The organism is Enterococcus sp. NPDC086594 (assembly GCF_044746145.1).
In the GTDB taxonomy this organism is placed as follows: Bacteria; Bacillota; Bacilli; order Lactobacillales; family Enterococcaceae; genus Enterococcus_D; species Enterococcus_D entomosocium.
This window is the reverse complement of record NZ_JBIVBP010000015.1, coordinates 27,149-52,806: the sequence shown is the minus strand read 5'-3', so window position 1 is coordinate 52,806 and position 25,658 is coordinate 27,149. Positions and strand designations below refer to the sequence as shown.

Sequence of the window (25,658 nt, the reverse complement as noted above, 5' to 3'; positions counted from 1 at the left end):
AAATGGAACCATGAAAAAATGTCTTGATGCTCTTTGAAAAAGAGAAGCATCAAGACATTTTTTTGTCGAAAAAGCCAAAAGCCAAATCTTCTTGATCAATTTCCAACGACCAGTTTTTTTTGCTGGCTGAGTAGCGCAAAACTGCAATTTGATCTAACTCTTTTTGATTGACCAATGTGCTTTTCAAGCCAGCATCTTCTGACAGATAGATCGGAATCGTATAAGTTTTATCGATCAGTTGTTCTTGTGTCAGACAGAAGACGATGCCTTCTTGCATGATTCCCCGCAACTCTTTCAGCAAATTAAAATCGAGTTTTTCCACCGGTGTTGCTTTTTTAAAAAAGGAGAGGCGATCATTGATTTTTTCTAAGACGATGCGGGTGATCCGATCCGCCAAGATTCGGTAATACTCATCTAAGTAACGATAATAAACGCGGGAACGTGCATCTTTTAAGTCAAAGAAAACAAAGTTATTTTGCAGTTTGTAAAAGAAAGGGGAGTGGAGGTGTGTCTTCATGTGGCCAAAATATAACAATTCGGAGATCTCTAAAGGCGTCAATTCTTTGACCATCTCGTAATCATTAAAATCGATCCACTTCATTTCTTCGGCAATGCGACCTTTGTTGATTTGCTGAAAAAACAGTTGGACATCTTCCATTCCGCGTATCACTTTTAAGCCCGTATGACCGTCGAATTCGCCGAAATCACTGGAAGGATCAAGCAAGAGCAAATTCTTGGGCTGATGGACGATGCTCTTGTTAAAATCTTGGGGGGCAAGCCCGCGGGTCAAGACGGCATTGCTGGTTGTATCAATATGTACGTAAATCGTGTTAGACATGCCGATCGATCCCTCCTATATACTAAGTTCATTCTACAACAAAGCGCTGAAAATTGCTTGTATCTTTTCGTTTAAAGTTATATTACAAAATAACAGAAAAAACAATTTTTAAGTTCCCTTTTTCGACAAAAAAAGGCAAATCTTGTCTTTTCGTAAAAAAACTGGCCAAAATTGGCGTCTTTATGAGGATTTTGGTATGATAAAAGAAGAAACTAATGGAGACGAGAACCTATGAGAAAAAAGAAAAGCAGACTTTCGAATTGGCTGAGCAATCTCTTTTTGCTTGTGCTGTTATTGATTGGTTTAGCATTGATTTTTAATAATCAAATCAAAAATTATTTTATTAAACAAACAGGTGAAGCATACGCAGTCGGCACCATTGATCGTAGTGATGTGGAAAAAAACATGGAAGCGGAAGCGACCTTTGATTTTGATGCCGTGGAGCCGGCAAGTTCAGAAGCAGTCTTACGGGCGCAGCTGAGCAACAAAGCTTTGCCAGTGATCGGCGGCGTGGCGGTTCCCAGTGTTGGGATCAATCTGCCGATTTTTAAAGGCTTGGCCAACGAGGCCTTGCTGTATGGTGCTGGTACGTTAAGTCCCACCCAAAAAATGGGGGAAGGCAATTACGCGTTAGCTAGCCATCGCGCTCAATCGCCAGAGCTCCTGTTTACACCATTGGATGATGTCGCGATCGGGGCGGCTATCTATGTGACCGATCTGGAAAATATTTACACGTATACTGCGACTTCTTCTGTGCGGGTCGACCCGACCGATGTTTATTTGCTTGACGAAGTAGAAGGCCGCAAAATGATCACGCTGATCACCTGTGGGGAAATGGGCGGTGTCACCCGTCGTGTGATCCAAGGTGATCTGGAATCTGTAACGCCTGTCGACGAAGCAACGGATGAGATGTTGGCAGCATTCAACATGGCACAACGAACATTTTAATCAAAAGAATAGCTCGAGTGGTACGGCAGCTGGCGTGTCATTCGTCTATTCTTTTTTGCTTAAGGAGGCGTCTTGATGAAAGAGAAAAAACTGACTTCGATCGATTTTCTTGCACAAAGGGCAGGGTTTCAAGAAAGCCGACTCGTCTTTTCCTTTTTTGAGTCGCACTCAAAAGCGCGACGAGCCTTTCTTGCCGACATGGCGCAGCAGGGCTGGCAGATCGACAGCCGTTATGGCCGCTTTTACCTTGCCGGGCAGTTTGATTTTGACCAAAAGACACTGACCATCACCAATCTGCTGGTGGAAGCGGCCGCCGAGTTTACTTGGAAACAACTGCTGGCCGTGACAGAAAGCTTCGCCCGCAGTCGCTTTGTAGCAGCCGTCTTGTGGCAGCTTCCTCATCGGCCCCCCTTGGCTGAGTGGTTTATCCAGCAAGGGTATCAGGTGGTCCCTCAAGGGTATCAAAGAGCGCTATCTTATCAGACGGCGCTGGTTTTAGGCGGTGGCGGTGCTCATGGGGCGTATCAAATCGGGGTTTGGCAAGCGCTGCAAGAACGGGGCATCACCTTTGAATGGATCACGGGAACTTCCGTCGGTGCGTTGAATGGTGCCTTGATTTTAATGAACGATGTGGAAGCGGCCGTCGATTTATGGGCAAATATCTCCAGCGAGCAAGTATTGCACTATCCGCTTGCTTCGGTACGAGCCCAAACACTGCGGGATTTGATGAATCAAGCCAACTCGCTGGTCCGTGAAGCGGTCAAAAGCAACGGCGCCAGTACCGAACCCTTGGCAAAGCTTTTGCAAAAGACCTTTGATCAAGAAAAATTCAGCCAAACTGCTTGTCGTTTGCTGATCTGTACGACTCGTCTGCCAAATTTCAAGGAGACGGTTTATGCCTTTGATCCATCAGCAGTAGAAGAAAACCTGCATTGGTTATTGGCATCAGCCTCATTTTATCCAGCGATGCAGGCGCAAAAAATCAATGATGCCTATTATATCGATGGCGGCTATCGCAATAACCTGCCCATCGATGTCGCTCTACAGCAAGGGGCAACGGAATGTATCACCGTGGATGTCCAAGGACCCGGCATCAATAAAAGGACGGTTTTGACGGAAGAAACTGCGCAACTTTCGTTAGGGTCTCCTTGGTCCTTAGGCAGCTTTTTGGTTTTTGATGCCCAGCGTTCGCTGGATAATATGACCTTGGGCTATTTGGAAACCTTGAAAGTGTTCGGCAAATACCAAGGCCATTGGTATACCTTTGAAAAGACGGTTGATTTTCAGCCGTTATGGCGGGGCTTTTTGAAAGAGCTACGCCAGACAGACCCGTTGCTTTATCAGGAACTAAAGAAAAAAGAATTTTGGAAAAAAATGCGTAAATTCTATCAACAGGATGTGCCATTTGAGCAGTGGGGGCGTATACTGATAGAGTGTACCGCGAAAGTATTGTATCTAGCGCCTACGGTGATTTATGAGCAGGAAACGATTCTAACGGCTTTAGCTGAGAAAATTGCGCTAAAGGCAGTGGAAGAAGCCGATGCCTGGTCGATCACCGAGTGGCTGAGTTATTATCGCGACCGTTTTTTTGTCTTGTCCGAGCAAAACCGCTTTTTCTTTTTTTATCGGACGCAGCAATTGAATTTGCCCGCCCTTCAGCAGATTCGCCGGCGTTACCCGCTGACTGCTTTGATGGCAGCGTATAGTCACTATCTTTTGAAAGGAGCAGAAAATGGATAAATTTTCGTATGAAATCGTCGAAGAGATCGCCGTGCTTTCGGAAAATCAAAGAGGCTGGCGCAAAGAATTGAATTTGGTGAGCTGGAATGGGCGTCCGCCAAAATTTGATCTGAGAGATTGGGGTCCAGAGCATGAGAAGATGGGCAAAGGCGTGACCTTATCCAATGAAGAATTTGCAGAACTTAAAAAAGCCCTGCTTTCCATGTAAGAAAGCAAAACGGTGAGGAGTGATCAAATGAAAAGTATGACTGGTTTTGGCAAAGGCAGTGCAGAAACGCCAGATGTGCAGATCGAAATTGAGATCAAAAGTGTCAATCAGCGCTTTTTGGACCTGCAGCTGCGAATGCCCAAACAATTGAATCCTCTAGAAGGTGCTTTACGGCAGTCGATCAAGCAGACCCTCCAGCGGGGGCGGATCGAACTGTATGTGACGTTAAAAGAAAAAACCGCAAATACGAAACAGATCGAGATCCAATGGGACTTGCTGGAACGTTTCATGAAGGAGATCGATACCGAAGCCAAAGACCGTTTTGACCTAGCAGAGCTGCCCAAAGCAGCATTGCTGGAACAATTCCTGCTCCATGAGGCTTTTCTAACGATCTCTGATCAAGAGCCAGAAGAAAGCACCTTGGCCGATGGCGTGATGGAAGCATTAGATCAAGCGCTGGCAGCGATCGATCAAAGCCGCTGGGTGGAAGGGCAAGGTATTCTGCAGATCTTGCAAGAAAACCAGCGACAGCTGCAGGAAAAGCTGACAGAACTCAAACAATTCGTGGCCCTCTATGAGGCGGACTACCAAGAACGCTTTGAAAAGAAACTGACTGCTTATTTAGGGGAAGAAGTCGATCGCGATCGTTTACTGACAGAGTTGGCGATTTTATTAGAACGCGGCGATATCCACGAAGAACTGGATCGTTTAAGTATCCATTTAACGACGATGACGGAGCTGCTGGCAGCTGAGACGCCGATAGGTCGAGAGCTGGATTTCTTGATCCAAGAGATGAACCGAGAAGTCAATACGATTGGCTCAAAATCAAGTCCGATCCAAATCAAAAACAGTGTCGTCCAAATGAAGACGATCATTGAGAAAATCAGAGAACAAGTTCAAAACATCGAGTAGGAGGAATGAACCAATGAAATATTACGATATCACCTTTCACGAACTGAGCGGAAAAAATGTCATCAAGCGCAGTATTCCCTCTGATAAAGAGAATTTCTCTGCGTGGGAAGATGCCTGCGTAGCCATCGAGCCGGATTTTCTTCATCTACTAGTTGATGGCGTAGCTGTTTCTTTAAATCGTCGGTACATCGTACGTATCGATTGCCAAGAAGTGACGGATCCGACCGAAAAAGCGATCACTGCCAAAGACGAATTAGCAGGGGTCATCAATACCTTAAGCAACATGGGCTTTTAAGAAAGCAGCCGAAGTGTAGACTAGCAATTTCATGAAATTCCCATTATAATAAAGTAGTTCTTGAAAGTTGCTGAAAAAAAGTGCAAAATAGACGTTAAGCAAATGTCAGTGAAAGGACGTCATTATGTCAGAGCGAGGATTACTTATAGTTTTATCAGGACCTTCCGGAGTAGGGAAAGGGACCGTGCGCAAAGCAATTTTTGAGAGTGACGACAACGATTTTCAATATTCCGTTTCAATGACCACTCGTCAAAAACGCGAGGGGGAAGTGGAAGGGGTCGATTACTATTTCCGCACGCGGGAAGAATTTGAAGCCTTGATCGAAGCCGGTGAAATGCTGGAATACGCCGAATATGTCGGCAATTATTATGGCACCCCATTATCTTATGTCCAACAAACATTGGATCAAGGAAAAGATGTGTTTTTAGAGATCGAAGTGCAAGGGGCAAAACAAGTAAAAGACAAAGTTCCCGATGGTGTGTTTATTTTTCTGACGCCACCTGATCTGGCAGAATTACGCTCTCGTATTACAGGAAGAGGAACCGACTCTGCCGAAGTGATCGATGAACGGATGCGTGTCGCCCGTGAAGAAATCGAAATGATGGCTTTGTATGATTATGCCGTTGTCAATGATGAAGTACCTAAGGCAGTCCAACGAATTCGCGAAATTATTTCGAGTGAACATTTTCGCGTTGACCGAGTGATCGGAACCTATATCAAAATGTTAGAGGAGCTGTAAGAAAAATGATGTTAAAACCTTCAATCGATTCTTTGTTGGATCGTGTCAATTCAAAATATTCATTAGTAATCTTAGCAAGCAAACGGGCGCATGAACTTGATGCCGGTGCGCAAGCAACGCTAGAAAACTTTGATTCAGTGAAAAGTGTGGGTCAAGCACTTGAAGAAATCGAAGCGGAATTAGTCGTTAATGATCCGCATCCAGAAATCAAACGGGCCCGTTTGAAAATGGAACAAGAAGAGCGCAAAGCGCAAAAAGACCAAGAACAAAAAGAATTAGAAGCGCGTATCCGCGACGAACAAAAGCTATAGACAAAAGCAAGCTAGAGCACGCCTGTGTTCTGGCTTTTTCTTTTGAATGGCGATGGTTAAATTTTTGTAAGGGGTACAGACAAACCCCAGCCCATTTAGTAAAATAGAACCTAAAAGGAGGAGAAGAGATGGCGTACATAGCAGAAGTGATCGTGGATGTTCCCACGATGCAGACCGATCAGCCTTTTACTTATCTGATCCCATCAGAATTACAAGCCGCCATTGAGACAGGAATGCGGGTCGAAGTGCCATTTGGCAAAGGCGACCGCCATATCCAAGGGTTCGTCGTCGGGCTTTCAGAAGTTGCCGAACCGCAACAGACCTTAAAACCAATCGTTCGTTTGTTGGATTTGTCGCCTGTCGTCAATGAAGAACTTCTCCAATTAGCCGACTACATGAAGGAAACGACCTTTGCCTTTAAGATTACTTGCTTGCAGACGATGCTGCCTAGTGTGATGAAAGCCGAGTACCAAAAGCAGATCGTTTTACTCGAAGGAAATCATCCCATCAAAGAATATTTTCCCGAAGACGGCATCCTCAGCTGGCAAGCTGCCGAAAGTGCAGGGCTGCTGCCGCAGTTGAAGCCTTTGCGGGAAGCCGCAGTAGTTGAACTGCAGTACCTCGTGAAAAATAAAAACAAAGCGAAAATGACCCGTTATATTGAACGCAAGATCGAGCCAGCAGAAATCCCCGCCGTCCAGCAACAGCTGCGCAAAGGGGCCAAACGCAAGCTGGAAATCTTACAGATTTTGACAGAGGAAGCCCGCTTGCCGGTTTCCTTTTTTACCGAACAAGGGATTTCCACCGCGGCTTTGAACCAAGCGCAAGAAGCTGGCTGGCTGACCTTTACGGAAGTTGAAGCCTACCGTGATCCTTACAAAGACCGTCAATTTCAAAAAACGGTCCCCCTTGAATTAAATGAAGAACAGGCAGCTGCAGTAGCGCAAATCACTGCTTGTGCGGATAACCAAGAGGCGCAGACTTTTTTACTGGAAGGGATCACCGGCAGTGGAAAAACAGAAGTCTATCTGCAAGCGATCGCCCAATTGCTGAAACAAGGCAAAACCGCGATCATGCTCGTACCGGAGATCGCTTTGACCCCGCAAATGGTCGAACGCTTTAAAAGCCGTCTCGGCGACGCAGTGGCTGTTTTACACAGCGGCTTGTCCCAAGGTGAAAAATACGATGAATGGCGTAAGATCGAACGTGGGGAGGCGCAGGTGGTGGTTGGCGCCCGCTCGGCGATTTTTGCTCCGTTGAAAAACATCGGGGTCATCATCGTCGATGAGGAGCACGAAGCTTCCTACAAGCAAGATGAAGCCCCTCGTTATCATGCGAGAGATTTAGCGATTTGGCGCAGCCAGTACCATCACTGTCCAGTGGTGTTAGGCAGTGCGACGCCGTCATTAGAATCTCGTGCTCGGGCCCAAAAAGAAGTCTACCGCTTATTGAAATTGAATCAGCGGGCAAAAACCAGTGCGCAATTACCGCAGATCGAAGTCGTGGATATGCGTACCGAATTTGCCAATAAAAAGTATCAAACTTTTTCTCGTCCGTTACAGGAAAAAATCACAGACCGCTTGGCCCGGAAAGAACAGATCGTCTTGCTGCTGAATCGGCGCGGCTACTCTTCCTTCGTGATGTGCCGCGATTGTGGGTATGTTTTGCCTTGCCCAAATTGCGACATCTCCTTGACGCTCCATATGGATACCAAAACGATGCGCTGTCATTATTGCGGACATGAAGAACACATCCCCCATCGTTGCCCCAACTGTAATGCAGACAAGATTCGTTATTACGGAACGGGCACGCAAAAAGTGGAAGAAGAGTTGAAGGAACTGTTTCCCGAAGCGCGGGTTTTACGGATGGATGTCGATACCACCCGCAAAAAAGGCGCCCACGAAAAAATCTTGACCTTGTTTGGGGAGAAAAAAGCGGATATTTTGTTTGGGACCCAAATGATCGCCAAAGGCTTGGATTTTCCTGATATCACACTGGTAGGGGTCTTGAATGCCGATACCGCCTTGAACTTGCCAGATTTTCGTTCGAGTGAACGGACGTTCCAGCTGCTGACTCAGGTCAGTGGTCGGGCAGGTCGGGCGGAAAAAACCGGCGAAGTGGTGATCCAAACATTCAACCCTGAGCACTATGCCATCCAGTTGGCGCAGTCGCAAGACTACGAAGATTTCTATCAAAAAGAGATGTGGATGCGGCACCAAAGCGGTTATCCACCGTATTATTTCACCGTCAAAATCACCTGCAGCCATCCCGAAGAGCAAGTCGCCGCTCAGAAGATGTTTGCGATCGCGCGGGATCTGCAGCAGGAGCTGTCACCGCGAAGTATTTTGTTGGGTCCGGCACCAAGTGCGATTTTGCGGGTGAAAAACCGTTATTACTACCAATTGATCATTAAATACAAAAATGAACCGCAGCTAACTGCTTTGTTGACCCGTCTGTTGGATCAAAGTCAAATCGATCAGCGCAAAGGATTGTACGTATCGATTGACCAAGAGCCGTTGAATTTTATTTAGAGGAGAAAATATGCGTTATCCTATTATTATCACCCCCGATGAACGTCTTCGTCGGCAAGCAAAACCCGTCAAAGTAATTACCGATGAGCTCGTTCAGCTACTAGACGACCTTTATGAAACGATGGTCGCCCATGACGGGATCGGTATTGCCGCACCGCAAGTCGGCAAAAACCTGCAAGTGGCGATCGTGGAAGTCGAAGAAGACGATCGCTTTGAAATGATCAACCCTGAGATCATCGCTTCTTCTGGTGAATCCCTTGATGTGGAAGGCTGCTTGAGTATTCCCCACACCTTTGGGACCGTCAAACGAGCAGACGAGATCACTGTCCGCTATTTCGATCGAGAAGGAGAAGAAATGGAAGTGGAAGCATTCGGCTACTTGGCGCGTGCGATGCAGCATGAGATCGATCATTTAAATGGCGTGCTGTTTGTCGACAAGCTCGTCGAGCGCATTCCTGAAGAAGACTTAGAAAAGTATATGGAGGAACATGAAAATGACTAAAATCGTCTTTATGGGTACCCCGGCGTTTTCCGTCCCAATTTTAGAAGGCTTGCTTGAAGCCGGCTATGAAGTGGCAGCAGTCGTGACCCAGCCGGATCGTCCCGTCGGTCGCAAAAAAACCATCACTCCGACACCCGTCAAAGAAGCGGCGTTGAAGCATGGCTTGTTGGTTTTACAACCAGAAAAAATCAGTGGGTCACCAGAAATGGAGCAAATTCAAGCTTTAGCACCTGATCTGCTGATCACGGCAGCTTTCGGCCAATTTTTACCTAGTGCTTTACTAGAAGTACCGAAGTATGGCGCTATCAACGTTCATGCGTCCCTACTACCGAAATATCGGGGCGGAGCACCTGTGCATTATGCCATCATGGAAGGCGAGCAAGAAACGGGTGTAACCATCATGGAAATGATCAAAAAAATGGATGCTGGCGGTATTTTTGCTCAAGCTCATTTGCCCATCACGGCCCAAGATGATGTGGGGACGATGTTTGATAAGTTGAGCCTATTAGGCAAAGACTTGCTGCTGGAAACTGTGCCGAAAATCTTGTCGGGAGAGCTGCAGCCTGTCCCGCAAGAAGAAGCAAAAGTCACCTTTTCACCAAATATCAGCCGTGAACAAGAAGCCATCGACTGGCAGAAAACGGCGGTGCAAATCGATGCCCAAGTCCGAGGCATGCGACCATGGCCGATCGCCTTTACGACACAAAATGGCAACCGCTGGAAACTTTGGCAAGTAACACCGCTGGAGCAAACGACGACAGCCGAACCAGGAACGATCATTGAACGGACGAAAAAAACGTTGCTGATCGCTTGTGGGGAAGGCACGGTATTGGCTATCGATGAATTGCAGCCAGCTGGAAAAGGCCGACAAGACATTGCTGCATTCTTAAACGGCAGTGGACAACAGATTCAAAAAGGGGATCAGGTAGGTACCTATGAAGCGTAATCTTGGAGACATACAATATACAGTGCGTTTTGTGGCACTAGAAGCGTTGTTGCGAATCGAAAAAGGCGGTGCTTATTCCAATCTACTGCTGCGGGAATTGATGAATCAAGGGCGTTTAAATGACAAAGACGGTCGCTTATTGACTGAATTGGTGTACGGCACCATCAGTCGTCAGCTTTTATTGGATTATTATTTGGACCGGTTTATTAAAAATGCCCGCAAAGTCGATCCATGGGTCAAAACGCTGCTGCGGCTTTCCTTGTATCAGATGCTGTATCTCGATAAAGTACCCGCCCATGCCATCATTCATGAAGCCGTGGATATCGCGAAAGCCAAAGGCAATCCGGGAACCGGTAAATTCGTCAATGGCGTGCTGCGCACGATCCAACGACAAGGAGTGCCAGACTTGGCATTGATCAAAGACCCAATGGAACGTTTAGCAACGGAAATCAGTTTGCCCCTGTGGCTAACGAAGAAACTAGTCAAACAAATTGGGATCGAAGAAACCAGTGAGCTGGGCTATGCCTTATTTGAACCCAATCATGCCAGTGGTCGTATCGATCTGCAGCGCATCTCGCAAGCAGCAGCGATCGAACGGTTGCAAGAAGAAGGCATCGACGCACGACCAAGTGAGCTTTCCCCCTATGGGGTTGTGGCTGACAAAGGCTTTATGGCGGGCTCTTCCCTCTACAAAGAAGGCTTACTGACGATCCAAGATGAAAGTTCGATGCTGGTTGCCCCCGTTTTACAAGTAGCCCGGGACCATCAAGTATTGGATGCGTGCGCCGCACCAGGAGGCAAAACGACCCATATCGCTGCCTTCTTGTCTGCCGCAGAGGGCGGCAAAGTGACAGCACTGGATATCCATGCCCATAAAGTTAAGCTGATTCAGCAAAATGCCCAACGTTTAGGCGTAGAAGCAGTTGTGGAAACCCGCGTGATGGATGCCCGAGAGACGGCTCAAACCTTTGCCCCCGAACAATTTGATCGCATCTTAGTGGATGCCCCTTGTTCTGGATTAGGGTTGATGCGCCGTAAGCCGGACATCAAATATAGCAAGACGGAGGCCGATTTCCAACGCTTGCCGCGGATTCAGCGAGAGATTTTGGAAAGTGCCGCCCCAACCTTGAAAAAATCGGGTATAATGGTCTACAGCACATGTACGATTCTAGAGGAAGAAAATCAACAAGTCGTGGCAGCGTTTCTCGCTGACCATCCTGAATTTGAGCAAATGCCTCTTGCGGTAGGACCGCTGGCAGCCGAAGCTGTTCAAGAGGATATGTTGACGATCTATCCGCAAGATTTTATGACAGATGGCTTTTTTATCAGTTGTCTACGCAAAAAGTAACGAGGTGAAAGAAATTGGAGATTCGTTTTCAAACAGATGTCGGCAAACGTCGCAACACAAACCAAGATTTTGCAGCAACCTATGTAAATAAAGCCAATGTGACATTGGCCTTGCTTGCCGATGGCATGGGGGGCCACCGGGCCGGAGATGTCGCTAGCCGTCAAGCAGTCAGTGAGATTGGCACCGCTTGGGAACAGACAGAGCTGACAGACAGTGAAAAAACTGCCCAATGGTTGATCCAAAAAATCCAAGCAGAAAGCCAAGTGATTTTCCAAAAAGGACAAGAACAAGAAGAACTTAGCGGCATGGGCACCACGATCATTGCTGTGGCCTTATTAGGCGACCAGTTTACGATTGCCAATGTCGGGGACAGCCGTGCCTATCTTTTACGCAATCAAGTGCTGACCCAAATCACAGAGGACCATTCACTGGTCAATGAATTGGTGAAGTCAGGACAAATCACAGCAGAAATGGCCTTGAATCATCCTCGCAAAAACGTTTTGACCCGCTCGATCGGCATGCCAAGCGAAGTCGAAGTCGATGTGGCGATCCACTTTATTGCAGACGGGGATTATTTGCTGCTGTGTTCAGACGGATTGACCAACATGGTCTCAGATGAAGAGATCACAGCAACGATCCAAGAAACCCCTGTGCTGGAAGAAGCAGTGCAATCATTGATCGATCAAGCCAACGAACGCGGCGGTGTCGACAATATCACGGTATTATTGATTAAAGTTGGAGGAGAGCGCCCATGATCGAAATTGGGAAGAAGATAAACGGCCGATACAAAATCATCGGCAATATCGGCAGCGGCGGAATGGCAAATGTGTTTTTGGCGCATGACTTGATCTTAGACCGTGAAGTGGCAATCAAAGTGCTTCGTTTTGACTTCCAAAACGACCAAAGTGCGATTCGGCGCTTTCAACGAGAAGCATTGGCGGCGACTGAGCTGGTTCATCCCAACATCGTAACCGTTTATGATGTCGGCGAAGAAGACGGCATGCAGTTTTTGGTGATGGAATATGTCAAAGGGATGGATCTCAAGCGCTATATCCAAACGCACTATCCAGTACCTTATTTGCAGATCGTTGATATCATCCAACAAATCTTATCAGCGGTAGCGCTGGCCCATCAACACCGCATCATTCACCGGGACCTCAAGCCCCAGAATGTGCTGATCAATGAAGACGGCGTGGTGAAAATCACCGATTTTGGGATCGCGATCGCCCTATCAGAAACATCGATCACCCAAACTAACTCGATGCTAGGCTCGGTGCATTATCTTTCACCAGAACAAGCACGAGGCAGTATGGCGACCAATCAATCAGATATTTATGCGATTGGGATCATTCTCTATGAAATTTTAACCGGCAAAGTACCTTTTGATGGCGAATCAGCCGTAACGATCGCCTTGAAACATTTCCAAGATGAGATCCCTTCGATTCGGATCTATGACAAAAATGTTCCGCAATCGCTGGAAAACGTCGTATTGAAGGCGACCGCCAAAGAACCGGCGGATCGGTACAAAACTGCCGATGAAATGCGAGCGGATCTTGATACTGTATTGTCACCTGATCGACTCAATGAACCGAGATGGGAACCTCATGCCCTGATGGATGAAACGAGAGTGCTGACCCCTGTAGAAGCAGCCCAAGTTGAAACGCCGCCAGTGGAAGAACCCGTGGCAGAAACGGCTGCGGATCAAGCCGAAGAATCAGCGAAACCAAAAAAGAAAAAACGCAAACGCTGGCTGCTGCTGCCGGTCATTATGGTGATCGCACTGCTAGGCATAGGCAGTTACTTCCTATTCGGCGGTGGTCGGGGGGATGTAGCGATTCCTGAAGTCAACGGCCAGACAGAAGCGGCCGCTCGGGCCGAACTGGAAGCCGCTGGCTTGCAAGTGGCAGACGAGGTAGAAGAAATCGAAGACGATGAAGTCGAAGCAGGCAATGTCGTCAAGACCGATCCGCCAGAAGGCAATGAAGTCAAAAAGAATTCCGTCGTGACCCTCTACATCAGTAGCGGAACGAAGAAAATCACCCTTGATGACTATGAAGGTCGCTCCTTTGATGATGTCAAAAAAGAGTTGATCGATTTGGGCTTTGATGAAGACAGAATCAAAGAAGAGCTAGAGTCGTCAGATGATGTCGATGAAGGGGATATTATCAGTCAATCACCAGCAGCAGGGCGGGAAGTTTCCCCAGCAGAAGACGAAATCACCTTTAAGGTCAGCTCCGGACCAGATAGCTTCGCAATGGACAACTATTATGGCATGACAGAGGCAGATGCACGAGCAGCATTGACTTCTCGTGGTGTCGACCGATCACAGATCGAAGTGAACTATCAATCTAGCAGTCAACCATCAGGCACGATCATCGCCCAAGCACCCGCAACAGGTGAAACGGTGGTGACTTCCCAAACGACCATCACTTTGACGGTCAGCAGTGGGCAGGAAATGGTCAATGTACCAAGAATCGTTGGGAAAAGCCAAGCCGATGCAGAAGCAGACTTGAATGAAGCGGGATTGGACTCGACTTTTGAGGAAGAGGACGGCTATAATGACTCGGTACCAGCTGGACATGTTGTCCGTGTCTCTCCAGGTGCTGGAACCTCCGTCGAAGTTGGCTCTACTGTAACGGTCACGATCTCTAGAGGACCTGAACCAGATGATTCGTCCTCATCGACGCCAAGCAGTAGTTCAGATGATTCCTCTGATTCAAGCGCTACGAGTGAAAGTAGCTCAGAAAGTGATTAGAAACTAGCTAAAACCAAATACTTTAACCAAGCAGCCTTCGGGGACCAAAGAATTCTCTTTTTGTTCCCCGTCCAGCTGCTTGTTTTTGTTTCTAAACCTTATAGTGAGGCACAGGTGTCTTTAAAATTTCCTTTAGTCCTGCCATTTGTGCAAGCGTACATCTTTCCAAGGATTCAAAAATTGGGTATAATGAAGGTCAGAATTAGTCAAGGGAGGGAATGAATTGAGTCATCACAATACTTCCGATTTGATTGAAGCATATTTGAAGAAAATTCTTGAAGATAGTGAAACCATTGAGATTCGTCGCGCGGAAATGGCAAATTTGTTCAACTGCGTGCCCTCACAAATAAACTACGTGATCAATACCCGCTTCACCGTTCAAAGAGGCTATGCGGTTGAAAGCAAACGCGGCGGGGGCGGCTATATTCGGATCGAAAAAGTCAAAATCACGGACAGCCACCACTACTTAAAAGAAATGAATCAACTATTCGATGAAACCATCTCGGAAAAAGATGCGTATGCAATAATCCAGAAACTTTATGAGGAAGGAATCCTGTCCAAGCGAGAAGGCAACTTATTATTGACCGTCATCGCGAAAGCAGTTCTAGGACGTTCTCCTTATGAAAATAGAACACGAGCTGATTTGCTCCATGCAATTCTAGAACGATTAAGTTACGAAGACAGGAAGTGAAAGAGATGGATGAATTATTCACCCAACGCGCGAAAGCCGTTTTGGCTATCGCCCAAGAAGAAGCAAAATACTTTAAGCACCAAGCGGTAGGTTCTGAACATATTCTATTGGCACTGGTCATTGAACAAAACGGGATCGCCGGCAAAACGTTACGGGAAATGAATATCACAGAAAACGATATTCGTGAAGAAATCGAACATTTAACAGGGTACGGCACCGTTCGTCAATACCCAGAAAATGCCTATCTCGCGTATTCACCACGAGCAAAACATACATTTGCTTATGCAGGGGATGAAGCCAAGCGTTTAGGGGCACCGCAGATAGGTACCGAACATCTATTATTAGGCTTATTAAGAGACGAAGACATTTTGGCTTCACGGATCATGCTGAATCTCGGCTTGAGTCTCGCGAAAATGCGTCAGCTTTTGAAGAAAAAAATGGGCTTCAATGAAAGCAAAACGAACGGAAGTGCAGGTCGTCGTCGTCCAGCCCAAGCCAAAGCGCAGCAAGGAACACCAACCTTGGATTCCTTAGCCCGTGATTTGACCAAATTAGCCCGTGAAAAACGGTTGGATCCTGTTGTCGGTCGTGCCAAAGAAGTCAAACGCCTGATCCAGATCCTTAGCCGTCGGACCAAAAACAACCCTGTTCTCGTGGGGGAACCTGGTGTTGGGAAAACCGCGATCGCCGAAGGCTTAGCCCAAAAAATCATCAATGGGGAAGTCCCAGAAGACATGCAAAACAAGCGTTTGATGATGCTGGACATGGGGGCTTTAGTTGCCGGAACGAAATACCGGGGCGAATTTGAAGACCGAATGAAAAAAATCATTGATGAGATCTATCAAGATGGTCAAATCATCTTATTCATTGATGAATTGCATACACTAATTGGGGCCGGCGGAGCAGAAGGGGCGATTGATGCCTCGAATATTCTGAAACCAGCCTTAGCCCGTGGGGAATTGCAAACCATCGGTGCCACAACACTAGATGAGTACCAAAAATACATTGAAAAAGATTCTGCGTTAGAACGCCGTTTTGCCCGGGTGCAAGTCGACGAACCGACACCAGAAGAAGCGGAAGAAATTTTACGGGGCTTGCGTCCTCGTTATGAAGAACATCATGGGGTGGAAATTTCTGATGATGCGTTACACGCCGCTGTGCAACTGTCCGTGCGTTACATCAATTCGCGCCAATTACCAGATAAAGCCATCGATTTGATGGATGAATCAGCTGCCAAAGTGCGTTTAGACAAAACCGATGAAAGTTCAGAATTGGCAGATCTGCAAAACGAGATCGCCAACTTGATCGAAGAAAAAGAAGCCGCTATTCGTCAGCAAGATTTTGAAGCAGCAGCTCGTTTACGGATCAAGGAAAAGAAATTGACCCAACAGCTGACGGAAGTAGCGTTTATGGAAGTCAAAGAAGCATCAGGCTATGCCGATAGTGTTACTGCAGAAGATGTTGCCACGGTCGTTTCCCAATGGACCGGCGTACCTTTGCAGCAGATGGAGAAAAAAGAAAGCGAACGCTTGTTGGATCTTGAAAAGATCTTGCATCAACGGGTAGTTGGCCAAGAAGAAGCAGTCAAGGCAGTCGCTCGTTCGATCCGCCGCGCCCGCAGTGGGTTGAAAGATCCGAACCGTCCAATTGGTTCCTTCATGTTCTTAGGCCCGACCGGTGTCGGGAAAACCGAGCTTGCCAAAGCCTTAGCAGAAGCGATGTTTGGTAGTGAAGATGCCTTGGTTCGTGTCGATATGTCCGAATTTATGGAAAAATACAGCACGAGCCGTTTGATCGGTTCACCGCCAGGCTATGTCGGCTACGATGAAGGTGGGCAATTGACGGAAAAAATCCGTTCAAAACCATACTCCGTCATCTTATTGGACGAGGTGGAAAAAGCCCATCCCGATGTCTTCAATATCCTCTTGCAAGTGCTAGATGATGGTCATTTGACGGATGCCAAGGGTCGGAAGGTCGATTTCCGCAACACGATTTTGATCATGACCTCTAATATCGGTGCCCAACAAATCCGCGAAGAAAAAAGCGTTGGGTTTAATGTCACTGATTTAACGAAAGATCACCAAGCGATGCAAAAACGGATCTTAGAAGAGCTGAAAAAAGCCTTCCGTCCAGAGTTCTTGAACCGTGTGGATGAAACAGTGGTCTTCCAATCCTTAGGTGAAGGGGAGATCCACGAGATCGTGAAGATCATGAGCAAAGCGATCATCAAACGATTAGGCAACCAAGACATCCAATTGAAGATCACGCCATCTGCCATTGATGTGATCGGTAAAGCTGGTTTTGATCCAGAATATGGGGCACGGCCGATTCGTCGAGCCTTGCAAAAAGAAGTCGAAGACCGTTTAAGTGAAGCACTCCTATCAGGGCAAATTCATTTAGGTGACAAAGTGACGATCGGTGCTTCCAAAGGATCGATCACCCTCAATGTCAAAGAGGGACAAGCACGGGTCTTGCAACAAGTTTAAGTCGAGCCAATAACGGTAGTGGCGTTTCTATGGTCGAGCAATCGGCATCCATAGGAACGCCGCTTTTTTGTCTTGTTATGTCTAGTAGTGATCAAGAAGTCTCCACTGATTATGATTGATGATTCACAAAAAAAATATCCTTCTAAATAGCTTTATGACAACGGTTGATTAATGATCAAAGCGCTATTCGTGAAAAAAAGAGTAACGAGACCTCTTGGAAAGAATCCTGCTGTGTGATACTATGAATGAGTTGAAAAAAGGAGGAGTATTATGGTTGAGATTATCGCCACGGTGGAATCGATCGAGCAAGCACAGCAGCTGATCCCTTATGTTGATACATTGTTTTTTGGAGAAGAGACATTTGGGCTGCGCCTACCGGCCTCTTTTTCTCGTGAAGAGCAAATCAGACTGATCGACATGGCCCACGAAGCTGGAAAGAAAGTGACGATCGCGGTCAATGGCATCATGCACCCAGAAAAAATGAAGCTGATTCCAGAATACCTAGCATTTCTGAAGACCAATCAAGCCGATCAAATCGCTCTCGGAGATCCTGGGATCATTTACCGCATGAAGCAAAATCCAGAATGTGCCTTGCCATTTATCTATGCAGGGGAAACCTTAGTAACAAGCGCTCGTCAAATCAATTTTTGGGGACAAAAAGGGGCAAGGGCAGCCGTTTTAGCGCGAGAAGTTCCTTTCGAGGAAATGAAAATCATGGCCCCGCAACTAAATATTCCTGTGGAAGTATTGGTTTATGGTGCGACCTGCATTCACCAATCGAAGCGTCCGCTTTTACAAAATTATTATAACTATACCCAACAATCGGAAGAAAAGAACCACGATCGTGGGTTGTTTTTATCCGAACCGAAAAAAGAAGAAACCCACTATTCCATTTATGAAGATAGCCACGGTACGCACATTTTTGCCAATAACGACATTAATTTGCTGCTGCAGCTGGCGGAATTAGCCGAAACAGGCTTTCAAACCTGGAAGTTGGACGGAATCTATACACGAGGGGCAGCCTTTGTGGCAATTGCTAAACTGTTTGCCCAAGCCAAGACCCTTGTAGAAAGTGGGGAGTGGCAAGCAGAGCAAGCTGCTGTGCTCAGTGAACAAGTTGCCCAACTTCATCCGGCAGAACGTGGGTTAGACACTGGATTTTATGCCATCGATCCTGACGATATCAAGTAAGGAGCAAGAACAAATGACCGTTAAACAAGCATTGAAACGACCAGAAGTGTTAGCACCAGCTGGTACGTTAGAAAAATTAAAAACAGCGATCCACTATGGCGCTGACGCTGTCTATATCGGCGGCAATGCCTATGGCCTACGGAGTCGCGCGGGAAACTTTACCTATGAAGAAATGGCGGAAGGGGTAGCTTTTGCCAAAGCCCACAACGCAAAAGTTTATGTAGCAGCCAACATGGTGACTCATGAGGGCAATCAAGAAGGTGCAGGGGAGTTCTTTCGGGAATTGCGAGATGTCGGTATTTCGGCCGTGATTGTTTCTGATCCAGCTTTGATCCAGATCTGCGCAACAGAAGCGCCGGGTCTACCGATCCATTTGTCCACCCAAGCCAGTGCCACGAACTATGAAACGTTGGAATTTTGGCGAGAAGAAGGCCTAGAACGGGTCGTCCTCGCCCGGGAAGTGTCGATGGAGGAAGTCGCTGAAATCCGCAAAAATACCAGCGTGGAGATCGAAGCCTTTATTCATGGCGCCATGTGTATTTCGTATTCTGGCCGTTGTACTTTGTCCAATCATATGTCGATGCGAGACGCTAATCGCGGCGGCTGTTCGCAATCTTGCCGCTGGAAATATGATCTGTTTGACATGCCGTTTGCAACGGAACGAAACAGTTTGACCAAGAATGGGACAGTGGAAGAAGAATTCTCCATGAGTGCCGTGGATATGTCGATGATCGAACATATCCCTGATCTGATTGAAAACGGCGTGGATAGTTTCAAAATCGAAGGCCGCATGAAATCGATCCACTATGTTTCAACCGTGGCGAACGTTTATAAAGCAGCCGTGGACAGTTACATGGCCGATCCAGAGAACTATGTCTGCAAACAAGAATGGATCGATGAACTGTGGAAAGTTGCGCAGCGCGAGCTTGCGTCAGGCTTTTACTATGATACCCCGAGTGAAAATGAGCAGTTGTTTGGTCCACGTCGGAAAATTCCACAATATAAGTTTATTGGGGAAGTCATGGCATATGATCCGGCAACGAAAACAGCTACGATCCGGCAACGGAACCACTTTTCCGTCGGCGATGAAATCGAATTTTACGGTCCCGGATTCCATCACTTTCACCAAACCGTCGAAGTCATGTATAATGAAGACGGTGAATCCATCGATCGTGCACCAAATCCTATGATGCTGCTGACGATGCCGGTCAAAGAACCGGTGGAAGTCGGAGACATGATTCGGAAGAAAAAATAAGGTCTAGAGTTTCTCTCGGCTTTTTTTGTTGAATCAATCCAGCCAAAAAGGATCGATGAGAACATAGACAATCTTAAGGAGGAAACAACAAATATGGAAACATACGACTACATAGTAATTGGCGGCGGCAGCGGCGGGATCGCCTCAGCCAATCGAGCAGGAATGCACGGCGCCAAAGTATTATTGATCGAAGGCAATGAATTAGGCGGCACCTGTGTCAATGTCGGCTGTGTGCCGAAAAAAGTCATGTGGCAAGCCAGTGAGATGTTAGAAATGATCAAGCGGGACGCAACTAGCTACGGCATTTATCCACATGTGGATAAATTTAATTTTACCGAGCTTGTGGATAACCGTGAAAAATACATTGATTTTTTACACACAGCCTATCAAAAAGGCTTAGACAGCAACAATGTAGAAGTTATCCACGGTTATGCACAGTTTGTGGATAACCACACGGTTACCGTCAATGGGGAAAACTACCATGCAGCAAACATTTTGATTGCCACCGGTGGAAAACCTAGCGCGATGAATATTCCCGGCGGTGAGTACGCCATTGACTCGAATGGTTTTTTTGCGTTGCGAGAAGCACCAAAGCGTATGGTCGTCTTAGGGGCAGGCTACATCGCAGCCGAAATCAGCGGGGTTAGCCAACAGCTGGGCAGCCAAGTGGCTTGGGCGTACCGCAAAGAGCGGCCATTACGAACCTTTGACAAGATGCTTGCGGATAATCTCGTGGAGATGTACCAAGAATCAGGAATCGAAACTTATGCAGGCTACGTTGCCTCTCGTATCATTAAAGAAGGTGACGAGTATCTCGTTCACTTTGAAAATGGCGAAACCTTGACCGGCGATTGCGTCCTTTTTGCTGGTGGTCGCGTGCCGAATACGGATAAGTTAGGCCTAGAAAACACCGATGTCCAATTGGATGAAAAAGGGTTTATCATTGTGGACAAATATCAAAATACCACAGCTGACTCGATTTTTGCGGTGGGCGATGTCATTGGAAAATTGGATTTGACCCCCGTTGCGATTGCCGCTGGTCGTCGCTTGTCTGAACGCTTGTTCAACGGTCAAAGCGATGCGTACTTGGATTATAATTTAGTACCGACGGTCATCTTTACGCATCCACCGATTGCCACGATTGGTTTATCCGAAGAAGCAGCCTTGGAAAAATACGGCCAAGAGCAGATAAAGGTGTATCGTTCGCGCTTTACACCGATGTACTTTGCTTTAAATGAGTATCGCCAAAAGTGTGAGATGAAATTGGTGTGCTTAGGAGAAGAAGAAAAAATCATCGGTCTGCACGGCATCGGGATCGGTGTCGATGAAATGCTGCAAGGCTTCGCTGTAGCCATCAAAATGGGTGCTACAAAAGCAGACTTTGATCAAACCGTTGCCATTCATCCGACGGGGTCAGAAGAATTTGTGACGATGCGTTAAAAGAAAAAAAGCCTCAACGGACAGATGATTTGTCCGTTGAGGCTTTTTTTGCGTATAAAATTCTAGCTATCAACTAAAAAGTCCCCAAAAGTAGATCAGAAATCGAACCTTGGGGGCTTATTTCAGGATGATCCCAGCTGCTGGGTTTATCCTAGATCCTTGATCAGTTCTGACGCCCAAGGATCTGAGCAGTGATCTGGTAAAGATACGTTTTGGTTTCATCTTTGGTCTCAGGTAATTTCTGGATCGCCTGCAAAGCTTTTTTCGTATAGTCGGCTGCGAGTTTCTTGGCTTCCTCGATCCCAGCACTTTCTTGGACGATCCGATAGACTTCGTGGGTGTCGGTGTCCGTCATGGCGTCTTGTTTTTCCAGCAATGGGAGCAGCTGTTGGCGGTCACTTTTCAGTGCCATTAACAGCGGCAGGGAATAGACGCCTTGCCGAACATCTTCCAATACTGGTTTTCCTAAGGCAGTCGCATCTTGACTGTAATCCAAGACGTCATCCATGATTTGAAAGGCAAGGCCAATGGCTTCGCCGATCTCACGGGCTTGATTGGCAAAGCGCAAGGAAGTGCCGCTTTCGTAAGCCCCGATGAAGCAGCTTAAGGCAAACAATTCAGCGGTTTTGCCGCGAATGTTTTCTAAGTAATCCTCGACGGTGACGGACAAATCGTATCGTTTGCTCATTTGCCCTAATTCGCCGGCGAGGATTTTTTCCATACTACGGGAATTCATTTGCAAGCTTTTCATGGAGCTAGCATAATCCGCCATCAATTTGAAGCAGCAGACGAAGAGGTAATCACCAGCATAGACAGCGACATCGTTGCCAAATTCGGAACGAATGGTCGGCAGCTTGCGTCGGGTGTCCGCATGATCGACGATATCGTCGTGAATCAGCGAAGCAGTGTGGAGCATCTCGATCGAAGCCGCCAATGCGACGGCTTTTTCGCGATCTTTGTCACTGCCATAAGCAGAAAAGAGCAGCTGATAAGCAGGACGCAGCAGTTTCCCACCTGAATGGATCATGGACAGGATCGCTTGTTCGACCGCTTTGTTTTTTAGTTTTAATGATTTTTCCATCAATTGCAAGGAGGCAGATAAGTCAGCTTGCAGTGCTGGATACTCTTGCCACATGGAATGAAGTTTCATAATTAACTCCTTTATTCTGAATCCGAGCGCCATTTGACTTTGGTCTGGCGTTCATAATCAATTTGAAAACGGCGCAGTGTTTCAACACGACGCAGCAAGTAGTTGGCGGCGATCCCGATAGCGATCCCGGACAAGATCCCAAAGAAAGACAGGACCGGCAAGTAGAGCATCACGCTCCAGGATTGAGCGATCCATGAGGCGGTGATCAACTGTCCGACGTTGTGCAAGAAACCGCCAGCCGCACTAATGCCGATGATACTGACACGCTTAGGCCCCAACTGTTTCACCAAAGACATCCCAAAGTAGCTCAGTAAGGAACCACTCATACTATATAAGAAGGTCGAAACCGTTCCTCCTAGTAACGTCGTTAAAATCAGTCTTAGCCAAATCAAGAGAAAACTGTCTTTTTTCGGCATGGTGAACAAAGCAATAATGGTAATTAAATTTGCCAAACCTAGTTTCGCACCAGGCGCAAAGGCAAATGGATAAGGGATCATATTTTCAACTAAACCAATCACGACCCCTTGGGCGACCAGCAGTGAGATGAAAATTATTCGTTGTAATCGACTCATAAGCAAACGATCAATAGATTAGATCGTCGGTCTCACTCCCATCTGCGGCTTGGATTTCGATCACCAATTTATGAGGTAGACAGACGATGGTTTCCCCATTTTTACTGGCCCAGCCACGGCGCACACAAATCTGGTCGCCGCAATCAGCTTCCTTGATTCGGATCCGATCGCCTTCGATCTCCAGTAAATTGGTATCCCCGTCTTCATCTTCATAAAGATAGGTGTACGTTTTTTGACCTTCAACTAAGTCAAAACGTTTGATTTCTGTCCCATCGACCCGCAAGACGGCTTCTTTGTCCGCTGTTTGCGTCTGGCCAAAAATAAAAATCGGTAAAAAAGAGCTGAGGATCAAAACAAGTATGATGACGCCATCCCATGGTTTTAAATGGGCATCGCGGATAAATTCTTTTAGTTTCATCAAAAAAGACTCCTGTTCTTTCATGTGATGTGTCTCATTCTAGCATAAGAAGACAAGATTCTACTAGCTGAATCCTCAATAATCCACCGATTTCTGTGCAAGGACGATCAAGAAAAAGTTCTGTACTTGGAAAGAGACCAAGACACTGATTGAAAATCAGAATGTCTTAGTCTCATGAAGTCGTACAGGTATTCTATTTTGCTGGCTTATTTATTGCCATATAAGGAGCGAGGGGTACCGTACCACCATTTTCCAAGGGTACGTTGCAACCATGGGATTACCCAACGGTCTAAACCGACTGCGCGTCCTGAACCGTTCATCAAGGCAAATGCAACTGGAATGAACCAGATGTTTACCCAGTAGAACATACCAGACATACAGAAAGTCAACACTAAAACGATAGTCGTTGCGTTTACTAACCAAGTGAAGAGACCAGCCATCAATGCAAGAGCTAAAGCAATTTCAAAGAAGACCATGAATTTTTGGAAGAACATTGCAACGTCGTTGTTTGGCATAATAAATTGCATAACTTTTGTGAACCAGTCAGGTGATTTTTCGATCACGATCATTGGTTGTTCCCCGTAAGCATAGCTCAAACCGAAGTGTGCGGCTTGTGTCGCTGCATCGGCTGCTTCGCCGGCACCACTAGCGGCACTTGCTGCATCGGCTGCTTCACTAGCACCACTTGCTGCATCAGCGACTGTTTGATATTCCCAAGTCCAAGGGAATACGCTGTTGCCTTGGAACCAAGAACCTTCACCGAACCAAGTACCAGGTTTGAAGACTTCCCCATTCGTACCTAAAATTTTCTTGAAGGCTTCAACGAACCAGACAAGACCATAGAAAATACGAAGCGGAACACTCCACAAGACGTTACCGTAACGAGACGTGTGACCACGAGCGACTGTCCGGTCATCTTTGATGTGGAAGATTTCATGCATCAAGTATTGGAACATGTAGTAACCAGAACGAATATCAAAGAAGTATTTCAAGTTAACGATGTGTTTCATAATGATCGCTAAGAAACCGCTCAGGTGAATCTTATTGAATAAGTTCGCCACGCCCCATTTGGCACCGATCGAAACCATAAATCCTTGGTAGTTTCCTTTGAATTTATGTTTTTCGCCGCCTTTGATGGCTGAAACGATGTTCGTTGCTGCAGTGTGACCTGTTTGTTCAGCTGCTTGCACGATTTGTGGTGTTGGTGTATTCGGGAATTCTTCGAAGTAAACCAAGTCACCAATAATATAGATGTTTTTGTCTTCGTAGCCTTTTGCTTCCATGTACTCATTGGCAACTAGACGGAAACCACGGGCTGTTTCTAAACCGAAATCAGCAGCATCGCTAGTTCCTTTGACACCGGCAGTCCAGATCAATGTGTGGGTTGGGATCGTTGAACCATCTTTTAGTTTGATGTGGTCAGGTGCCACTTCAACGATTGGTGCATTCAAGACAAGATCAACATTGTTTTTCTTCAAGTAGCGTTCTGCTTTGGCTGCATCGTTACGATCAAGCATGTTCAAGATCGTTGGCATTGCTTCAACGACTTTCAAGCTGATTTCACTTGGGTCCAATTTATAATCGGAAGCTAAACGATCTTTCCAATCGATCAGTTCACCGATCATTTCGATCCCGGTAAATCCAGAACCACAAACGACAAAGGTCAACATTGCTTTGCGTAATGCTGCATCTGGTTCGATCGCTGCTTTTGCGACAGTTTTTTCAATGTGTTCGCGAATACGGACAGCATCGTCAAATGACCATAAAGTAAAGCCGTTTTCTTTAACGCCAGGTGTACCAAAGTCATTCGGTTCGCCACCCATCCCTAAAATCAAGTAGTCAAATGAATAGCTACCTAATTTTGTTTGGACGGTTTTATTTTCTTTATCGATCCCAGTTACTGTATCGGTTACTAAACGAACATTTTTCTTGCGTGAGAACAAGCGCTGCAAGTCATATTGAATTGCGGTAGGTTCTACACGTCCTCCAGCGACTTCATGCAGTTCAGTCATCATCGTATGATAAGAGTGACGGTCGATCAATGTTATCTCAACATCATTGTCTTTTTTCAATTTCTTTGCCATGTACTTCGTAGCAGAAACGCCTGCATAACCGGCACCGACAACGACAATGTTTTTCTTTGCCATTGCAAATCTCTCCTTAATAAAAATAATCTATGATAATAATTACACAATCGTTCCTATTATATAGACAAATGGTTCATTTGTCTAACGATTCTGATGAAAAAAACGCATATTTCCTGAAATTCGTGAAAACTTGCGAAAATCAAAAATTAAGTCCTTTTTCCGTAAAAAAGCGGAAAGGAAGCGGTTGACATATCGTAAATTTACTTTACAATGTTAGATGTATCACAAACTTTTT

23 protein-coding genes are annotated in these 25,658 nt (G+C 46.4%); 18 read left to right on the top strand and 5 right to left on the bottom strand.

Translation table 11 applies throughout. From position 1 onward, the window contains the following. Positions 1-49: 49 nt before the first annotated feature. Positions 50-838, bottom strand: coding sequence for a hypothetical protein (locus ACIPK1_RS15535; RefSeq protein WP_005232973.1), 789 nt, complete (start codon positions 836-838; stop codon positions 50-52). A 231-nt stretch (positions 839-1,069) separates the two neighbouring features. Here ACIPK1_RS15535 and ACIPK1_RS15530 point away from each other — a divergent pair, with 231 nt between their 5' ends. From ACIPK1_RS15530 to gor, 18 genes are all read left to right on the top strand, one after another. Continuing rightward, positions 1,070-1,786, top strand: a complete 717-nt coding sequence (locus ACIPK1_RS15530) for a class A sortase (protein WP_194188618.1) — start codon at positions 1,070-1,072, stop codon at positions 1,784-1,786. Between the two features lie 75 nt (positions 1,787-1,861). After that, positions 1,862-3,526, top strand: a complete 1,665-nt coding sequence (locus ACIPK1_RS15525; RefSeq protein WP_301388512.1) for a patatin-like phospholipase family protein — start codon at positions 1,862-1,864, stop codon at positions 3,524-3,526. Beyond that, positions 3,519-3,734 carry a YdbC family protein gene (locus ACIPK1_RS15520; protein ID WP_005230288.1) on the top strand — a complete coding sequence of 72 codons (216 nt, stop codon included), beginning with the start codon at positions 3,519-3,521 and terminating at the stop codon, positions 3,732-3,734. Before ACIPK1_RS15525 ends, ACIPK1_RS15520 begins: the two co-directional genes overlap by 8 nt. Before the next feature lie 27 nt (positions 3,735-3,761). Further along, on the top strand, positions 3,762-4,646 hold the full coding sequence (locus tag ACIPK1_RS15515) for a YicC/YloC family endoribonuclease (RefSeq protein ID WP_301388513.1): 885 nt from the start codon (positions 3,762-3,764) through the stop codon (positions 4,644-4,646). A 13-nt stretch (positions 4,647-4,659) separates the two neighbouring features. Next, the gene (locus ACIPK1_RS15510; RefSeq protein WP_005230307.1) at positions 4,660-4,941 is read left to right on the top strand and encodes a hypothetical protein; all 282 of its coding nucleotides are present in this window, start codon (positions 4,660-4,662) and stop codon (positions 4,939-4,941) included. 124 nt (positions 4,942-5,065) lie between these two features. Beyond that, on the top strand, positions 5,066-5,680 hold the full coding sequence (gene gmk / locus ACIPK1_RS15505) for a guanylate kinase (RefSeq protein WP_005230308.1): 615 nt from the start codon (positions 5,066-5,068) through the stop codon (positions 5,678-5,680). Between the two features lie 5 nt (positions 5,681-5,685). Beyond that, positions 5,686-5,991: a DNA-directed RNA polymerase subunit omega gene (rpoZ, locus tag ACIPK1_RS15500; protein WP_005232977.1), complete on the top strand. Its 306-nt coding sequence runs from the start codon at positions 5,686-5,688 to the stop codon at positions 5,989-5,991. 128 nt (positions 5,992-6,119) lie between these two features. Further along, positions 6,120-8,522: a primosomal protein N' gene (priA, locus tag ACIPK1_RS15495; protein ID WP_400451288.1), complete on the top strand. Its 2,403-nt coding sequence runs from the start codon at positions 6,120-6,122 to the stop codon at positions 8,520-8,522. 10 nt (positions 8,523-8,532) lie between these two features. Continuing rightward, positions 8,533-9,024, top strand: coding sequence for a peptide deformylase (gene def, locus ACIPK1_RS15490; protein WP_005230314.1), 492 nt, complete (start codon positions 8,533-8,535; stop codon positions 9,022-9,024). After that, on the top strand, positions 9,017-9,970 hold the full coding sequence (gene fmt / locus ACIPK1_RS15485; RefSeq protein WP_042890360.1) for a methionyl-tRNA formyltransferase: 954 nt from the start codon (positions 9,017-9,019) through the stop codon (positions 9,968-9,970). The genes def and fmt overlap by 8 nt, the downstream gene beginning before the upstream one ends. Next, positions 9,960-11,318 carry a 16S rRNA (cytosine(967)-C(5))-methyltransferase RsmB gene (rsmB, locus tag ACIPK1_RS15480; protein WP_086332808.1) on the top strand — a complete coding sequence of 453 codons (1,359 nt, stop codon included), beginning with the start codon at positions 9,960-9,962 and terminating at the stop codon, positions 11,316-11,318. Before fmt ends, rsmB begins: the two co-directional genes overlap by 11 nt. A gap of 14 nt (positions 11,319-11,332) precedes the next feature. After that, positions 11,333-12,073, top strand: a complete 741-nt coding sequence (locus ACIPK1_RS15475; RefSeq protein WP_005230317.1) for a Stp1/IreP family PP2C-type Ser/Thr phosphatase — start codon at positions 11,333-11,335, stop codon at positions 12,071-12,073. Next, positions 12,070-14,073: a Stk1 family PASTA domain-containing Ser/Thr kinase gene (pknB, locus tag ACIPK1_RS15470; protein WP_005232981.1), complete on the top strand. Its 2,004-nt coding sequence runs from the start codon at positions 12,070-12,072 to the stop codon at positions 14,071-14,073. The genes ACIPK1_RS15475 and pknB overlap by 4 nt, the downstream gene beginning before the upstream one ends. Positions 14,074-14,296: 223 nt before the next feature. Beyond that, positions 14,297-14,764, top strand: a complete 468-nt coding sequence (locus ACIPK1_RS15465) for a CtsR family transcriptional regulator (protein WP_005230319.1) — start codon at positions 14,297-14,299, stop codon at positions 14,762-14,764. 5 nt (positions 14,765-14,769) lie between these two features. Next, on the top strand, positions 14,770-17,250 hold the full coding sequence (locus tag ACIPK1_RS15460; protein WP_008381720.1) for an ATP-dependent Clp protease ATP-binding subunit: 2,481 nt from the start codon (positions 14,770-14,772) through the stop codon (positions 17,248-17,250). 270 nt (positions 17,251-17,520) lie between these two features. Continuing rightward, complete coding sequence (locus ACIPK1_RS15455) at positions 17,521-18,441, top strand: peptidase U32 family protein (protein WP_086298904.1); 921 nt, start codon at positions 17,521-17,523, stop codon at positions 18,439-18,441. Between the two features lie 13 nt (positions 18,442-18,454). Beyond that, positions 18,455-19,696 carry a U32 family peptidase gene (locus ACIPK1_RS15450; RefSeq protein ID WP_008381725.1) on the top strand — a complete coding sequence of 414 codons (1,242 nt, stop codon included), beginning with the start codon at positions 18,455-18,457 and terminating at the stop codon, positions 19,694-19,696. A gap of 93 nt (positions 19,697-19,789) precedes the next feature. Further along, complete coding sequence (gene gor, locus ACIPK1_RS15445; protein WP_005232985.1) at positions 19,790-21,136, top strand: glutathione-disulfide reductase; 1,347 nt, start codon at positions 19,790-19,792, stop codon at positions 21,134-21,136. Between the two features lie 163 nt (positions 21,137-21,299). On the opposite strand, the gene ACIPK1_RS15440 is transcribed toward gor, so the two are convergent. The 4 genes from ACIPK1_RS15440 to ACIPK1_RS15425 form a co-directional block, all read right to left on the bottom strand. Beyond that, positions 21,300-22,286, bottom strand: a complete 987-nt coding sequence (locus tag ACIPK1_RS15440) for a polyprenyl synthetase family protein (protein WP_400451286.1) — start codon at positions 22,284-22,286, stop codon at positions 21,300-21,302. Between the two features lie 11 nt (positions 22,287-22,297). Continuing rightward, positions 22,298-22,858 (bottom strand): Gx transporter family protein, encoded by a 561-nt coding sequence (locus tag ACIPK1_RS15435; RefSeq protein ID WP_005232987.1) that lies wholly within the window; start codon positions 22,856-22,858, stop codon positions 22,298-22,300. Between the two features lie 10 nt (positions 22,859-22,868). Continuing rightward, positions 22,869-23,276, bottom strand: a complete 408-nt coding sequence (locus ACIPK1_RS15430; RefSeq protein ID WP_010748871.1) for a NusG domain II-containing protein — start codon at positions 23,274-23,276, stop codon at positions 22,869-22,871. Between the two features lie 206 nt (positions 23,277-23,482). Then, positions 23,483-25,423 (bottom strand): NAD(P)/FAD-dependent oxidoreductase, encoded by a 1,941-nt coding sequence (locus ACIPK1_RS15425; protein WP_005230327.1) that lies wholly within the window; start codon positions 25,421-25,423, stop codon positions 23,483-23,485. Between the last annotated feature and the right edge of the window lie 235 nt (positions 25,424-25,658).

Bases quoted from the DNA above. Each gene is read 5' to 3' on its own strand.
- rpoZ (WP_005232977.1), top strand. From the start codon at position 5,686: ATGATGTTAAAACCTTCAATCGATTCTTTGTTGGATCGTGTCAATTCA.
- gmk (WP_005230308.1), top strand. From the start codon at position 5,066: ATGTCAGAGCGAGGATTACTTATAGTTTTATCAGGACCTTCCGGAGTA.
- ACIPK1_RS15510 (WP_005230307.1), top strand. From the start codon at position 4,660: ATGAAATATTACGATATCACCTTTCACGAACTGAGCGGAAAAAATGTC.
- ACIPK1_RS15450 (WP_008381725.1), top strand. From the start codon at position 18,455: ATGACCGTTAAACAAGCATTGAAACGACCAGAAGTGTTAGCACCAGCT.
- ACIPK1_RS15520 (WP_005230288.1), top strand. From the start codon at position 3,519: ATGGATAAATTTTCGTATGAAATCGTCGAAGAGATCGCCGTGCTTTCG.
- priA (WP_400451288.1), top strand. From the start codon at position 6,120: ATGGCGTACATAGCAGAAGTGATCGTGGATGTTCCCACGATGCAGACC.
- ACIPK1_RS15440 (WP_400451286.1), bottom strand. From the start codon at position 22,286: ATGAAACTTCATTCCATGTGGCAAGAGTATCCAGCACTGCAAGCTGAC.
- pknB (WP_005232981.1), top strand. From the start codon at position 12,070: ATGATCGAAATTGGGAAGAAGATAAACGGCCGATACAAAATCATCGGC.
- ACIPK1_RS15535 (WP_005232973.1), bottom strand. From the start codon at position 838: ATGTCTAACACGATTTACGTACATATTGATACAACCAGCAATGCCGTC.
- ACIPK1_RS15525 (WP_301388512.1), top strand. From the start codon at position 1,862: ATGAAAGAGAAAAAACTGACTTCGATCGATTTTCTTGCACAAAGGGCA.
- ACIPK1_RS15435 (WP_005232987.1), bottom strand. From the start codon at position 22,858: ATGAGTCGATTACAACGAATAATTTTCATCTCACTGCTGGTCGCCCAA.
- ACIPK1_RS15455 (WP_086298904.1), top strand. From the start codon at position 17,521: ATGGTTGAGATTATCGCCACGGTGGAATCGATCGAGCAAGCACAGCAG.
- gor (WP_005232985.1), top strand. From the start codon at position 19,790: ATGGAAACATACGACTACATAGTAATTGGCGGCGGCAGCGGCGGGATC.
- ACIPK1_RS15515 (WP_301388513.1), top strand. From the start codon at position 3,762: ATGAAAAGTATGACTGGTTTTGGCAAAGGCAGTGCAGAAACGCCAGAT.
- fmt (WP_042890360.1), top strand. From the start codon at position 9,017: ATGACTAAAATCGTCTTTATGGGTACCCCGGCGTTTTCCGTCCCAATT.
- ACIPK1_RS15460 (WP_008381720.1), top strand. From the start codon at position 14,770: ATGGATGAATTATTCACCCAACGCGCGAAAGCCGTTTTGGCTATCGCC.
- ACIPK1_RS15425 (WP_005230327.1), bottom strand. From the start codon at position 25,423: ATGGCAAAGAAAAACATTGTCGTTGTCGGTGCCGGTTATGCAGGCGTT.
- ACIPK1_RS15530 (WP_194188618.1), top strand. From the start codon at position 1,070: ATGAGAAAAAAGAAAAGCAGACTTTCGAATTGGCTGAGCAATCTCTTT.
- ACIPK1_RS15430 (WP_010748871.1), bottom strand. From the start codon at position 23,276: ATGAAACTAAAAGAATTTATCCGCGATGCCCATTTAAAACCATGGGAT.
- rsmB (WP_086332808.1), top strand. From the start codon at position 9,960: ATGAAGCGTAATCTTGGAGACATACAATATACAGTGCGTTTTGTGGCA.
- def (WP_005230314.1), top strand. From the start codon at position 8,533: ATGCGTTATCCTATTATTATCACCCCCGATGAACGTCTTCGTCGGCAA.